The organism is Nocardioides furvisabuli, assembly GCF_021083185.1.
Taxonomy (GTDB): Bacteria; Actinomycetota; Actinomycetes; order Propionibacteriales; family Nocardioidaceae; genus Nocardioides; species Nocardioides furvisabuli.
On the sequence record NZ_JAIGQB010000001.1, the window covers coordinates 325,458 to 337,842 of the forward strand.

A 12,385-nucleotide genomic window follows, 5' to 3' on the forward strand; every position below is an offset into this window, starting at 1 on the left:
GGTGAGTCAGACAGGTTCTCACCGCCGAGAACCTGCCTCACTCACCGCGCCGGACTCCGGCCTCGCGTGGGCGGTGGGTGAGACACCTTCTGCTCGAGGAGAACGTGCGTCACCCACCGCTGCACGGGTCTTGACGCCTCCTCCCCGCAGGCGCACAATTCAACACATGATGAAAAACATCATCGAGGTGCGGGACCTGGTCGTCGTACGCGGTTCGCAGGAGGTGCTGCCCGGCATCTCGCTCGACGTGACGCCCGGCGTCACCGGGTTGCTCGGGCCCAGCGGGTGCGGCAAGACGACGCTGATGCGTGCCCTGGTCGGCGCGCAGCGGCTGCGGTCTGGATCGGTGGAGGTGCTGGGCGAGCCGGCGGGCAGCGCCCCGCTGCGCACCCGGGTCGGCTACGTCACGCAGGCGGCCAGCGTCTACGACGACCTGACGGTCGCGGAGAACCTCACCTTCTTCGCGCGCGTGCTGGGTGTCGAGCGCTCGAGCGCCGAGGAGGTCGTCGCGTCCGTCGGCCTGGCCGACCATCGCCACCAGGTGGTCGGGAGGCTCTCGGGAGGCCAGCGCAGCCGGGTGAGCCTCGCCGTCGCGCTGCTCGGCTCGCCCGAGATGCTCGTGCTCGACGAGCCCACGGTCGGCCTCGACCCGGTGCTGAGGCGAGACCTGTGGGGGCTGTTCCACCGCATCGCCGACGGCGGTGCGGCGGTGCTGGTCTCGAGCCACGTGATGGACGAGGCCGAGCGCTGCGACCGGCTCCTCCTCATGCGCGAGGGCCGCATCATCGCCGACGGCACGCCGAGCGAGATCAGGACGCGGACAGGCGCCGCCGACATCGAGCAGGCCTTCCTGCACCTCGTCGAGGGGGCGGCGGCATGAACGCACCCCACGACGTTCTTCTCCTCCGCTGCGCGCCCCCGAACAACGCCGTAGGGGCCCCGCGATGAACGCCCGCATCACCTTCGCCGTTGCCGGTCGCGTGCTCACCCAGGTGCGCCGCGACCACCGCACCCTCGCGATGCTGCTGGTGGTGCCGTGCGTGCTGATCAGCCTGCTGTGGTGGATGTTCGACGACCTGCCGGGTGACATGTTCGACCGCTTCGGGCCGGCGCTGCTGGCGATGTTCCCCTTCATCGTGATGTTCCTCGTGACCAGCGTGACCACGCTGCGCGAGCGCTCGTCGGGCACCCTCGAGCGGTTGCTCACCATGCCGATGGGCAAGCTCGACTTCCTCATGGGCTACGCCCTCGCCTTCGGCCTTCTGGCCGCGGTGCAGTCGGCGCTCGCGGTGGCGGTCAGCGTCGGTCTGCTCGGCCTCGACGTCAACGGCCCGGTCTGGCTCCTGGGGCTCGTCGCGGTCGTCGACGCGGTCCTCGGCACCGCGCTGGGCCTGCTGGTGAGCGCCTTTGCGACCACGGAGTTCCAGGCGGTGCAGTTCATGCCGGCCTTCGTGCTGCCGCAGATCCTGCTCTGCGGGCTCTTCGTCCCGCGCGAGGCGATGCCGGGCGTGCTCGAGGTGATCAGCGACCTGCTGCCGCTGTCGTACGCCGTCGACGCGATGCAGGAGCTCGTCGGCCGCGCCGACGAGCGCGAGGTCTGGCGATCGGTCGGCGTCGTGGCGGGCTTCGCGGTCGCCTCGCTCGCGCTGGGTGCGGCGACCCTGCGACGGCGTACGCCCTGACCTCCGCAGGGTGGATGGAGGCCGCAGGGAGAGCGGCGTAGCCTTCTCGCCATGTCGTTGCTCCGCCAGCCGATCCTCCTGCTCGCCCGCAGCCAGGGGGTCAAGAAGCTCGTCTCGACCATGCCTGTCTCGAGCGGCATCGTCACCAGTCACGTCCCCGGCGAGACCACGGAGTCCGCCGTCGGGGCCACCCGGACGTTGGAGGCCGACGGGCTGCACGTGACCCTCGACTACCTCGGCGAGGACACCACCGACGCCGCCCAGGCCGAGGCCACGGTCCGGGCCTACAAGGAGCTCCTGGCCGAGCTCGCCTCGCAGGGCCTCGCGCCCCACGCCGAGGTCTCCGTCAAGCTCAGCGCCATCGGGCAGTCCCTCCCCGACAGCGGCCACAAGGTCGCGCTGGAGAACGCGCGTGACATCTGCCGCGCCGCCCGCAACGCCGGCACCACGGTGACCCTCGACATGGAGGACCACACCACCACCGACTCCACGCTCTCGATCCTGCGCGAGCTCCGCAAGGACTTCCCCGAGACGGGGGCGGTCCTGCAGGCGATGCTGCACCGCACCGAGGCCGACTGCCGTGCGCTGGCCTACGAGGGCTCACGCGTGCGCCTGTGCAAGGGCGCCTACATGGAGCCCGCCGACGTCGCCTTCCAGGAGCGGGTCGAGGTCGACAAGTCCTACGTACGCTGCCTCAAGGTGCTGCTCGGCGGCCAGGGCTACCCGATGATCGCCACCCACGACCCGCGCATGGTGCAGATCGCCTCCTCGCTCGCGAGCCGCTTCGGCCGCCGCCCGGGGACCTACGAGTTCCAGATGCTCTTCGGCATCCGCCCGGAGGAGCAGAAGCGCCTGGCAGCCGCGGGGGAGACCGTGCGCGTCTACGTCCCCTACGGCACCGAGTGGTACGGCTACCTCATGCGCCGCCTGGCCGAGAAGCCCCAGAACCTCGGCTTCTTCGTTCGTTCCCTGATCAGCAAGAAATAGGGTCGCCGGGGCGCAGTAGGTTGGCTCCATGAGCACAGCGATCATCGGTGCCGGCGTGATGGGGGAGACCCTGCTGTCCGGACTCGTCCGCGCAGGGCGACGCGTCGACCAGCTGATGGTCGGCGAGAAGCGCTCCGAGCGCGCCCGCGAGCTCGAGGACCGCTACGGCGTGGCCGTGGTGTCCAACCGCGAGGCCGCCGCGAAGGCCGACACCGTGGCGCTCGTGGTCAAGCCGCAGGACATGGCCGACGTCCTCGCCGAGATCGCGCCCGACCTGCGCGCCGGGCAGCTGCTCGTGTCGCTGGCCGCCGGCATCACCACCGCCTTCATCGAGTCGCGCGTTCCGGCGGGCGTCGCCGTCGTGCGCGTCATGCCGAACACCCCCGCCCTCGTCGACGAGGGCATGGCCGCGATCGCGCCCGGCTCGCACTGCGACGAGTCCCACCTCGCCGAGGCCGAGTCGCTGATGGCCTCGACCGGGAAGGTGCTCCGCATCCCGGAGAAGCAGATGGACGCGGTCACCGCGATCTCCGGCTCCGGCCCGGCCTACATCTTCTTCGTCGTCGAGTCGATGATCGAGGCAGGCGTCCATCTCGGCCTGCCGCGCGCGACGGCCACCGAGCTGGTGGTCCAGACGCTGGTCGGCTCGGCCACGATGCTGCGCGAGACCGGGTCGCACCCCGTCGTGCTCCGCGAGCAGGTCACCTCGCCCGGCGGCACGACCGCCTCCGCCCTGCGCGAGCTCGAGATCCACAAGGTCCGCGCGGCGTTCCTCGCCGCCATGGAGGCTGCGCGCAACCGTTCGCGCGAGCTGGCCGAGGGCTCCTGAGACGCTCCGAGGGCCGTCCGCTGGTCGGACCGACCCCGAGGTCGGAGTAACGTCCGCCACATGGAGTGCTCCGGGCCCACGTCGGTCGTGTTCGACCAGACCCTCTGCGAGTACAACTTCGGCCCGACGCACCCGATGTCGCCGGTGCGCGTCGATCTCACGATGCGTCTGGCCGAGGAGCTCGGCGTGCTCGAGTCGATCAAGCGCGTCGACGCCCCCGTCGCGACTGACGCCCAGATCGCCACCGTCCACGACCAGGGCCTGATCGACGCCGTCACCCGCGCCGGCGCGACGCCGGGCTACGAGGACGCCGCGCGCGGCCTCGGCACCGAGGACGACCCCGTCTTCGCCGACATGCACCGGGCCAGCGCGCACGTCGTCGGCGCCACCCTCGAGGCCTTCCGCCAGGTCTGGAGCGGGGAGTCGCTGCACTCGGTCAACATCGCCGGCGGGCTCCACCACGCCATGCCGGAGAAGGCCAGCGGCTTCTGCATCTACAACGACGTGGCCGTCGGGATCAGGCAGCTCCTCGCCGACGGCGCCGAGCGCGTGGCCTACGTCGACGTCGACGTCCACCACGGCGACGGGGTGGAGAAGATCTTCTGGGACGACCCGCGCGTGCTGACGATCTCCCTGCACGAGACCGGCCAGATGCTCTTCCCCGGCACCGGCTTCCCGACCGACACCGGCGGTCCTGCCGCCGAGGGCTCGGCCGTCAACGTCGCGCTCCCGCCCGGGACGGCCGACGCGGGCTGGCTGCGCGCCTTCCACGCCGTCGTGCCGCCGCTGCTGCGCGAGTTCCGCCCCGAGGTGCTGGTGACCCAGCACGGGTGCGACTCCCACATGAACGACCCGCTCGCCCACATGATGCTCAGCGTCGACGGCCAGCGTGCGGCGTACCTCGCCCTCCACGAGCTCGCCCACGAGGTCTCCGACGGCCGGTGGGTGGTCACCGGCGGCGGGGGCTACAGCGTGGTCGACGTCGTGCCCCGCGCCTGGGCACACCTGCTGGCGATCGCCGCGGGTCGTCCGCTCGACCCCGCGACCCCGACGCCGCCGGCGTGGAGGGCGTACGTCGAGGAGGTGCTGGGGGCCACCGCGCCGCACCGGATGACCGACGGCCGCACGCCCGCCTACCGCGACTGGTCCGCCGGCTACGACCCCGAGGCCTGGCTCGACCGCGCGATCCACGCCACGCGCATGGAGGCCTTCCCGCTCCACGGCCTCGACCCGCTGCCCTGATCCGCAGGCGAGGGTCCGCGAGCCTCGTCGGGTAAAGAATCAACCCGACACGCCGCCAGTCCCACATGTTTCTCTGGCATTCCTCTTCCCCACGCGTCACGCGAGCCCTATTGTCACCAAGAGCGGCACGCCTGTGACGCCGGCGCGGAAGCCGGCGCCGTCGCCGTACAGAAGGATCGGTGGACACCATGGCTGAGAACACCCCTGGCGACATGTCCGAGGCGCAGTTCCTGACCATTGCCGAGGTCGCGTCGAAGATGCGGGTCTCGAAGATGACGGTCTACCGGCTCGTCCACGGCGGCGAGCTGCCCGCGGTGCGCGTCGGCCGGTCCTTCCGGGTGACCGAGGACGACGTGAACGAGTACCTGCGCAAGAGCTTCTACAACGCGGGCTGACCCCTCGTCCGGACCGATTCCGCGCTGCCCACCCCCGCCAAGTAGGGTGGGCGGGTCCGGCCGACGAGCGTCGGCCGAAAGGAAGGTCTGATCCACGTGGGTTCTGTCATCAAGAAGCGGCGCAAGCGCATGGCCAAGAAGAAGCACCGCAAGCTGCTCAAGAAGACGCGCGTCCAGCGCCGCAAGCTCGGCAAGTAACACCCCCTCGACCATGGGACGGGTCGTGCTGGTCACCGGGATCTCCCGGGACATCGGGCGACGATTCGCGCGCGCCGCGGCCGGCGACCCGTCCATCGAGCGGGTCATCGGGGTCGACGTCGTCCCTCCCCGGGGCGACATCGGGGACGTCTCCTTCGTTCGCGCCGACATCCGCAACCCCGTCATCGCCAAGGTCCTGGCCAAGGAGGACGTCGACACCGTCGTCCACATGAGCGTGATCGCCACGCCCGGATCCGCGGGCGGGCGTGGGACGATGAAGGAGCTCAACGTCATCGGCTCCATGCAGCTGCTCGCTGCGTGCCAGAAGTCGACGACCGTCGAGCGCCTGGTGGTGAAGTCGACCACCACCGTCTACGGCTCGAGCCCGCGTGACCCCGCGATGTTCACCGAGGACATGGGGCCCAAGCGCCAGCCGTCCTCCGGCTATGCCAAGGACGTCTTCGAGGTCGAGGGCTACGTCCGCGGCTTCGCCCGGCGCCGGCCCGACGTCGACGTCACGATGATCCGCGCGGCCAACGTCATCGGGCCCCACGTGGCGAGCCCGTTGACCAACTACTTCCGCCTGCCGGTCATCCCGCGGGTGCTGGGCTTCGACCCGCGCCTGCAGTTCCTCCACGAGGACGACCTGATGGCGGTGCTGCGCCACGCCGCCACCTCCGGCATCCCCGGCACCTTCAACGTCGCCGGTGACGGGCTGCTCACGCTGAGCCAGGCCGTACGCCGCCTCGGCACGCCGTCGGTCGCGCTCCCGCGGTTCGCGGTCGGTCGCCTCGGCGCCACGATGCGCCAGGCCCGCCTGTCGGACTTCTCGCCCGAGCAGCTGGGCTACCTGACCTACGGTCGGGGTGTGGACACCACCCGGATGCGCACCCACCTCGGCTTCGAGCCGGCGTACTCCACCGCCGAGGCCTTCGCCGACTTCTGTCGCGCCCTCGCGCCCGCCGAGCCGCAGGGGGCGAGCCGTGGCTGAGGAGGCCCGGGAGGACGCCGTCGTGATCCCGATCGGCACCGGCGGCAGGCCGGGCCGCGGCTCGGGCAGCGCCCGCCCGTCGTCGGCCGCGCGCAACCTCGCGCCCCCGGCCGCCAAGCCCGCGCCGAGGAAGCGCGCCGCGGCGAAGAAGGCCACCCCGAAGAAGCCCACTCCGAAGAAGCCCGCTCCGGAGCGGGCTGCCGACGCGCCCGACCCGACGCCCGGCCCCGCGACCACCCGGCCCCGCCTCGACACCGGCATCCCCGTCGGCGACTGGCTCTCCGCGCTGCAGGGCGCGGCGCTGGAGGTCTTCGGCGACGACTGGGAGCGGCGCCTCGCCGAGCTGCTGGCCTTCGCCCGGCGCCGGCTCGAGGGTGACTACGAGGTGGACGACTACGGCTTCGACCGCGAGCTCACCGAACGCTTCTTCATGACCGCGCTGCGCCCGATCGCGCAGAAGTGGTTCCGCCTCGAGGTGCGCGGCCTGGAGAACATCCCCGCTGAGGGCGGCGCCCTGGTGGTCTCCAACCACTCCGGCACGGTCCCGCTCGACGGCCTGATGACGATGCTGACCGTGCACGACCACGCGCACCGCTTCCTGCGCCCGCTCGGCGCCGACCTCGTCTTCAAGCTCCCGGTGGTCAGCTCGCTGGCACGCAAGGGCGGCGCGACCCTGGCGTGCGTCGAGGACGCCGAGCGGATGCTGTCCGGCGGCGACCTCGTGGGGGTGTGGCCCGAGGGCTTCAAGGGCATCGGCAAGCCGTTCAGCGAGCGCTACAAGCTCCAGCGCTTCGGCCGCGGCGGCTTCGTGTCGGCCGCGCTGCGCACCGGCGTGCCGATCATCCCGCTCTCCGTGGTCGGGGCCGAGGAGATCTACCCCCTCGTGGGCAACGTGCCCTCGCTGGCGCGGCTGCTGGGGGTTCCCTACATCCCCGTCACGCCGTTCTTCCCGTGGCTCGGTCCGCTCGGCATGGTGCCGCTGCCGTCGAAGTGGGTCCTGGAGTTCGGCGAGCCGATCCGCACCGACTCCTACGACGCCGCGGAGGCCGAGGACCCGATGCTGGTCTTCAACGTCACCGACCAGGTGCGCGAGACCATCCAGCACACGCTCTTCGACCTGCTGCGCGAGCGCGACGGCGTCTTCAGCTGACGGTCCACGTCAGGGGAGCAGGCCGCCGGTCGCGTCGCCGAGCGTGTTGCCGGTGAGCGGGTCGAGGGTGCCGGTGATCTCACCGATCAGCCCTCCTGTCGCGTCGTCGACCTCGCTGGTCAGGCCGCCGATCGCGCCGCCGGTGATCCCGTCGACCTCGTCGACCAGGTTGCCGGAGGTGCCGGTGACCTGGTCGGGGAGGTCCTTGATCGGCTTGCCAGCGTCGGTCGTGGTCGGGTTGGTCTTCGTCGGGTCGGGCAGCGACGTCGTGGCCGGCGTCGGCAGGGCCGTCGAGGTGGGCACGGCCGTCGGCGGCGCCTTCAGCACCTCGGGCACCACGATCCCGGTGAGGTCCTGGCCCGAGACGGGCGCCGCCTCCAGCGTCAGCTCGTCGACGTCGAGCCCGGTGAGCAGGTCGACGGGGGCACTGGTGAGCAGGAAGTCGGGGGTGGCGGTGATGCCGCCCGAACAGACCGGGCAGGCGCTGCTGACCTCGAGGTCGAGGTCGGTCAACGTGCGCCCGGCGGCCAGCAGCTCGTCGCGCGCGCTCTCGGGGAGCTGCCCCTCGAGGGCGTCGAGCCGCGCGAGGCTGGTGGCGGTGAAGTCGAGGGCGCGCTGGGCGTCCTGCTCGACCCCGCGGTCGTAGGACGTCAGCAGGCTGCGTACGCCGGTGCTGGACTGCTCGGTGAAGGCGTCGAGCGTGTCGGGAATGAGCTGTTGGCTCCCACCGTCGCCCGCAACGAGCTGCTCGAGCTCGGTGAGCCGCGTGTCGGCGTGCGCGAGGAGCGCGCGCCCGCGCTGCGACTCGTCGTCGGCCAGCCGGACCTGGGCGGCCTCGATGCCGCGCTTGACGCCGTAGAGCGACTCGCCGGGCAGCGACGTCTGCGCGGCGACGGCCATGGTGGCCGTCGCGCCGACCAGTGCGGCACCTCCGAGCAACGCGCCGAGGCGGCGGTCGCGGCGACGGGTGGTGGTGGGCATCGCGAGGCGCTGCGGAGCGGGCGGCTGGCGCACGAGCGCGGTGTCCGCCTCGGCCATCAGGCGCACGCGCAGCGTCCCGACGAACTCGGGGCGCGCGGTGACGTCGGGCAGCGACCTGAGGTCGGAGACGACCTCGAGGAGGTCGGCGTACCTCTGGGTGTCGCGTTCGGACAGGGAGGAGTCGGCCCCCCGGCTGAGGAGGGCCTCGAACTCGTCGGCACGCCGTCGTGCCGAGAATGCGGCTGTCATTGCTCTCGTCCTGTCTGGCTGCTCGTGGGTCCTCCCACACGGACGAACGAGCGGGAGGAGGCGCGGGTTACGGGTCGGGTCACGAATCCCTCAACCCCTCCGGCATGAGCTTGGCCAGGTTCCGTACGCCGCGCAGCTGGAGCTGCTTGACGGCGCCGTCCGAGCGGGCGAGCGCGAGCGCCGTCTCCGCGATCGACATGCCCTGCAGGAACCGCATGATCAGGCACTCGCGCTGCTCGGTCGGCAGCTCGGTGAGCGCCTGGAGCAGCACCTCGTTGGTGAGCCCGGCGATCACCGCGTCCTCGGGGCCCTCGGTGCTGTCGTCGTGCGGCGTCATGTCCTCGGTGGTCATCTCGAGGCGGGTGCGCCCGGACTTGAAGTGGTCGGTGGTGAGGTTGCGCGCGATGGTCATCAGCCACGCGCCGAAGTCCTTGCCCTGCCACCGGAAGTTGTTCATGCTCCGCAGCGCGCGGAAGAAGGTCTCCGAGGTGAGGTCCTCGGCCAGCGTCTGCGACCGGGTGCGGTAGTAGAGGAAGCGGTAGACCGAGGCCTGGTAGTGGTCGTAGAGGAGGCCGAACGCCTCCTTGTCGCCGGCGCGGGCCAGCTCGACGAGGGCGATCAGCCGCTCACGCTCGGCGCCGTCGACCTCCGACGACATCGCGCGGTCCTCGTCGCCGACGGGGCTGCCCGGCGCGCCGCCGCGGCTCGGGTACGGGGCGGGTGCGGGGCCTGAGGTGGCGGCCTCGGCCAGCAGGACGTGGGGGGCCGGCTGGAGGGTCAGGGCAGCGAGGACGGCGCGCCGGAGCGCGTCCATGCCCTCGTCGAAGGCATGCCCAAGGTCGTGTGATGACCGCATGCGGTGTCCCTCCCGGTGTGCAGCACCTCACACGATAAGTGGCCGGAGGGGAGTTGTGAACCCGTCGGTAACTATCAGTTACACCTCAGGTGGAGTGCGTACGTCCCCGCACGCTCACCCCAGCGGCGACCGCGCCCGACACGGCGCCGGCGACCGCGGCCGCCACCAGGCCTGCGCGGGCGGCCTTGCGGCCGGTGCGGTAGTCGTGGATGCGCCAGCCGTGGGCGCGGGCATGGGCCCGCAGCCGGGCGTCGGGATTGATCGCACACGGGTCGCCGACCATGGAGAGCATCGGCAGGTCGTTGCTGGAGTCGGAGTAGGCCGAGCAGCGGGCGAGGTCGAGGCCTTCGCGGGCCGCGAGCGCCCTGATCGCCTCAGCCTTGGCGGGGCCGTGGAGGAGGTCGCCGACGAGCTGGCCGGTGTAGACGCCGTCGACGTGCTCGGCGACGGTGCCCATCGCGCCGGTCAGGCCGAGCCGGCGGGCGATGATGCTCGCGATCTCGATGGGCGCGGCCGTCACGAGCCACACGCGCTGGCCCTCGTCGAGGTGGAGCTGGGCCAGGGCGCGCGTGCCGGGCCAGATCCGGTGCGCCATCGCCTCGTCGAAGATCTCCTCGCCGAGCTCCTCGAGCTCGGTGGTGGTGTGCCCGGCGATGAAGGACAGCGCGGAGTTGCGGGCGTCGGTGACGTGCTCGGGGTCCTCGACGCCGACGATGCGGAAGTAGGTCTGCTTCCAGGCCGCCGAGGCGATCTCGCGGGTGGTGAAGAACTGCCGGCGGTGCAGCCCGCGCGCGAAGTGGAAGATGCTGGCGCCCTGCATGACCGTGTTGTCGACGTCGAAGAAGGCCGCCGCGGTCGGGTCGCTGGGGGTGCTGAGGGCGTTCTCGACCTCCGCCGAGGCCGCCGCCGCCTCGCCTGCGAGGGCCGAGCGCTGCTGCAGGTTGAGGCGTCGCGGTCGCTCGGACGGGGTCACCCGGCAAGCCTAGTCGTGCAAGGATCTGGGCATGCCGCGCAACGACATCTCCGCGTTCGTGGCCGAGGCGGCTGCCGACGTGCCCGACCGACAGGCCCTCGTGGAGAGCGGTGGGCGCTCGCTGACGTGGGCCGCGCTCGAGGACGAGGTGGCCCGGATCGCCACCGGTCTCGGCGTGCACGGCATCCGTGCCGGCCAGCGGGTGATGATCGCCGTGGGGAACCGCATCGAGTTCGTCACCGCCTACCTCGGCGTGCTCCGCGCGCAGGTCGTCGCCGTCCCCGTCAACCCGCGCTCAGCGTCGGGCGAGCTCGCCCGGATGGTCGCCGACTCCGGCACGCGCCTGGTGATCGCCGATGCGAGCGCCCTCGACGTCGTACGCGCGGGGCTGGCCGAGCTGGCCGCCGCGGGGGAGGTGCCGGCGCCGACCCTGGTGGTCGTCGGTGCCGAGCCGGGCGAGGGCGAGCTCGCCTTCGCCGAGCTGCGCGCGGACGTCGTACGCCCCGTGCCCCCGCTGCCCGACCCGGAGAAGCTCGCGGCCCTGCTCTACACCAGCGGGACCTCCGGGCGTCCGCGTGCCGCGATGCTGAGCCACCGCGCGCTGCTCGCCAACATCGAGCAGGTCGCGGCCGTCGAGCCGCCGATGATGCACGGCGACGACGTGGTGCTCGGCGTGCTGCCGCTCTTCCACGTCTATGGCCTCAACGCCGTCCTGGGCGGCGTGCTGCGCCACCGCGCGCGGCTGCTGCTGGTGGAGAGGTTCGACCCGCAGGCCGTGCTGGACCTCATCGACGACGAGGCGTGCAGCGTGGTGCCGATCGCGCCGCCGGCCTTCGCCCACTGGCTCCCCGACGAGCACCTGCGTGAGCGGCTCGGCCCGGTGCGCCTGGTGCTCTCGGGCTCCGCACCGCTCGAGGCGTCGGTCATCGAGGAGTTCACGGGGATCACCGGCATCCCGGTGCACCAGGGCTACGGGCTGACCGAGGCCTCGCCGGTCGTCACGAGCACGCTGTGCAGCGCCCACCCGGCGCCCGGCTCCGTGGGCGCCGCGCTGCCCGGCATCGAGCTGCGCCTGGTCGACGAGACGTGGGGCGAGGTCGAGGGAGAGGACCCCGGCCAGATCCAGGTGCGCGGCGACAACCTCTTCTCCGGCTACTGGCCCGACGGCGCCGACGGCCCCGACGCCGAGGGCTGGTACGCCACCGGCGACGTCGGCCTCCTCGACGCCGAGGGCGACCTCTTCCTCGTCGACCGGGTCAAGGAGCTGATCATCGTCAGCGGCTTCAACGTCTACCCCACCGAGGTCGAGGACGTGATCCGCGAGGTCGACGGCGTCGCCGACGCCGCCGTCATCGGTGCTCCCGACCCCGAGACCGGCGAGGCCGTCGTGGCGTACGTCGTCGCGTCGCGGCCGCTGACCCACCTCGAGGAGGCGGTCCGGGCGCACGCCGTCGTGCGCCTGGCGCGCTTCAAGCAGCCCACCCGCATCGAGGTCGTCGACGCCCTGCCGCTGACGGTGACGGGCAAGGTGCAGAAGGGCCGCCTGCGCGGCCTCGAGCGCCGCCGCCAGCTGGGCCTGCTCGAGTGAGCGCCGAGCCCCGGGTCACCTTCTACTCCCGCGTCGGCTGCCACCTCTGCGACGACGCCCGAGCCGTGGTCGCGCGCGTGTGCGCGGACCTGGGGGAGAACTTCGTGGAGGTCGACGTGGACAGCGACCCCGACCTCGAGGACCGCTTCGGCGAGGAGGTCCCGGTGACCTTCGTCGACGGGCGCCAGCACGACTTCTGGCGGGTGGACGAGGGTCGGTTGCGGGCGGCGCTGGGGGCGTGAGGCCCCGGGCGTCGGCTGAGGA

The 12,385-nt window shown here is 72.1% G+C and carries 14 protein-coding genes; 11 read left to right on the plus strand and 3 right to left on the minus strand.

Annotated features, from left to right (window positions below; all coding sequences use genetic code 11):
* Positions 1 to 166 precede the first annotated feature (166 nt).
* The 9 genes from K4G59_RS01525 (at position 167) to K4G59_RS01565 (ending at position 7,474) form a co-directional block, all read left to right on the plus strand.
* On the plus strand, positions 167 to 880 hold the full coding sequence (locus K4G59_RS01525) for an ABC transporter ATP-binding protein (protein ID WP_231248721.1): 714 nt from the start codon (positions 167 to 169) through the stop codon (positions 878 to 880).
* Between the two features lie 64 nt (positions 881 to 944).
* Positions 945 to 1,682, plus strand: a complete 738-nt coding sequence (locus K4G59_RS01530; protein WP_231248722.1) for an ABC transporter permease — start codon at positions 945 to 947, stop codon at positions 1,680 to 1,682.
* A gap of 51 nt (positions 1,683 to 1,733) precedes the next feature.
* Positions 1,734 to 2,669, plus strand: coding sequence for a proline dehydrogenase family protein (locus tag K4G59_RS01535; RefSeq protein WP_231248723.1), 936 nt, complete (start codon positions 1,734 to 1,736; stop codon positions 2,667 to 2,669).
* A gap of 28 nt (positions 2,670 to 2,697) precedes the next feature.
* Positions 2,698 to 3,498: a pyrroline-5-carboxylate reductase gene (proC, locus tag K4G59_RS01540; protein ID WP_231248724.1), complete on the plus strand. Its 801-nt coding sequence runs from the start codon at positions 2,698 to 2,700 to the stop codon at positions 3,496 to 3,498.
* 60 nt (positions 3,499 to 3,558) lie between these two features.
* Entirely contained in the window at positions 3,559 to 4,740 is a 1,182-nt protein-coding gene (locus K4G59_RS01545; protein WP_231248725.1) for an acetoin utilization protein AcuC, read from the plus strand.
* A gap of 188 nt (positions 4,741 to 4,928) precedes the next feature.
* A complete protein-coding gene (locus K4G59_RS01550) occupies positions 4,929 to 5,135 on the plus strand; it encodes a helix-turn-helix domain-containing protein (protein ID WP_207083836.1) in 207 nt (68 codons plus the stop codon).
* 96 nt (positions 5,136 to 5,231) lie between these two features.
* The gene (locus K4G59_RS01555) at positions 5,232 to 5,333 is read left to right on the plus strand and encodes a 30S ribosomal protein bS22 (protein ID WP_008356322.1); all 102 of its coding nucleotides are present in this window, start codon (positions 5,232 to 5,234) and stop codon (positions 5,331 to 5,333) included.
* Between the two features lie 13 nt (positions 5,334 to 5,346).
* On the plus strand, positions 5,347 to 6,324 hold the full coding sequence (locus K4G59_RS01560) for an NAD-dependent epimerase/dehydratase family protein (RefSeq protein WP_231248726.1): 978 nt from the start codon (positions 5,347 to 5,349) through the stop codon (positions 6,322 to 6,324).
* On the plus strand, positions 6,317 to 7,474 hold the full coding sequence (locus tag K4G59_RS01565; RefSeq protein WP_231248727.1) for a lysophospholipid acyltransferase family protein: 1,158 nt from the start codon (positions 6,317 to 6,319) through the stop codon (positions 7,472 to 7,474). Before K4G59_RS01560 ends, K4G59_RS01565 begins: the two co-directional genes overlap by 8 nt.
* 9 nt (positions 7,475 to 7,483) lie before the next feature.
* Here K4G59_RS01565 and K4G59_RS01570 read toward each other — a convergent pair whose 3' ends face one another.
* The 3 genes from K4G59_RS01570 to K4G59_RS01580 form a co-directional block, all read right to left on the minus strand.
* On the minus strand, positions 7,484 to 8,704 hold the full coding sequence (locus K4G59_RS01570; RefSeq protein ID WP_231248728.1) for a DUF5667 domain-containing protein: 1,221 nt from the start codon (positions 8,702 to 8,704) through the stop codon (positions 7,484 to 7,486).
* A gap of 79 nt (positions 8,705 to 8,783) precedes the next feature.
* Positions 8,784 to 9,560, minus strand: coding sequence for a sigma-70 family RNA polymerase sigma factor (locus K4G59_RS01575; RefSeq protein ID WP_231248729.1), 777 nt, complete (start codon positions 9,558 to 9,560; stop codon positions 8,784 to 8,786).
* Between the two features lie 85 nt (positions 9,561 to 9,645).
* Positions 9,646 to 10,533 (minus strand): HAD family hydrolase, encoded by an 888-nt coding sequence (locus K4G59_RS01580; RefSeq protein WP_231248730.1) that lies wholly within the window; start codon positions 10,531 to 10,533, stop codon positions 9,646 to 9,648.
* A 31-nt stretch (positions 10,534 to 10,564) separates the two neighbouring features.
* Between K4G59_RS01580 and K4G59_RS01585 the strand changes: the two genes are divergently transcribed.
* Together K4G59_RS01585 and K4G59_RS01590 are read left to right on the plus strand one after the other, a co-directional pair.
* Positions 10,565 to 12,121, plus strand: a complete 1,557-nt coding sequence (locus tag K4G59_RS01585) for a class I adenylate-forming enzyme family protein (RefSeq protein WP_231248731.1) — start codon at positions 10,565 to 10,567, stop codon at positions 12,119 to 12,121.
* Entirely contained in the window at positions 12,118 to 12,363 is a 246-nt protein-coding gene (locus tag K4G59_RS01590) for a glutaredoxin family protein (RefSeq protein ID WP_231248732.1), read from the plus strand. The genes K4G59_RS01585 and K4G59_RS01590 overlap by 4 nt, the downstream gene beginning before the upstream one ends.
* Positions 12,364 to 12,385 lie beyond the last annotated feature (22 nt).

Bases quoted from the DNA above. Each gene is read 5' to 3' on its own strand.
- K4G59_RS01525 (WP_231248721.1), top strand. From the start codon at position 167: ATGATGAAAAACATCATCGAGGTGCGGGACCTGGTCGTCGTACGCGGT.
- K4G59_RS01530 (WP_231248722.1), top strand. From the start codon at position 945: ATGAACGCCCGCATCACCTTCGCCGTTGCCGGTCGCGTGCTCACCCAG.
- K4G59_RS01535 (WP_231248723.1), top strand. From the start codon at position 1,734: ATGTCGTTGCTCCGCCAGCCGATCCTCCTGCTCGCCCGCAGCCAGGGG.
- proC (WP_231248724.1), top strand. From the start codon at position 2,698: ATGAGCACAGCGATCATCGGTGCCGGCGTGATGGGGGAGACCCTGCTG.
- K4G59_RS01545 (WP_231248725.1), top strand. From the start codon at position 3,559: ATGGAGTGCTCCGGGCCCACGTCGGTCGTGTTCGACCAGACCCTCTGC.
- K4G59_RS01550 (WP_207083836.1), top strand. From the start codon at position 4,929: ATGGCTGAGAACACCCCTGGCGACATGTCCGAGGCGCAGTTCCTGACC.
- K4G59_RS01560 (WP_231248726.1), top strand. From the start codon at position 5,347: ATGGGACGGGTCGTGCTGGTCACCGGGATCTCCCGGGACATCGGGCGA.
- K4G59_RS01570 (WP_231248728.1), bottom strand. From the start codon at position 8,704: ATGACAGCCGCATTCTCGGCACGACGGCGTGCCGACGAGTTCGAGGCC.
- K4G59_RS01575 (WP_231248729.1), bottom strand. From the start codon at position 9,560: ATGCGGTCATCACACGACCTTGGGCATGCCTTCGACGAGGGCATGGAC.
- K4G59_RS01585 (WP_231248731.1), top strand. From the start codon at position 10,565: ATGCCGCGCAACGACATCTCCGCGTTCGTGGCCGAGGCGGCTGCCGAC.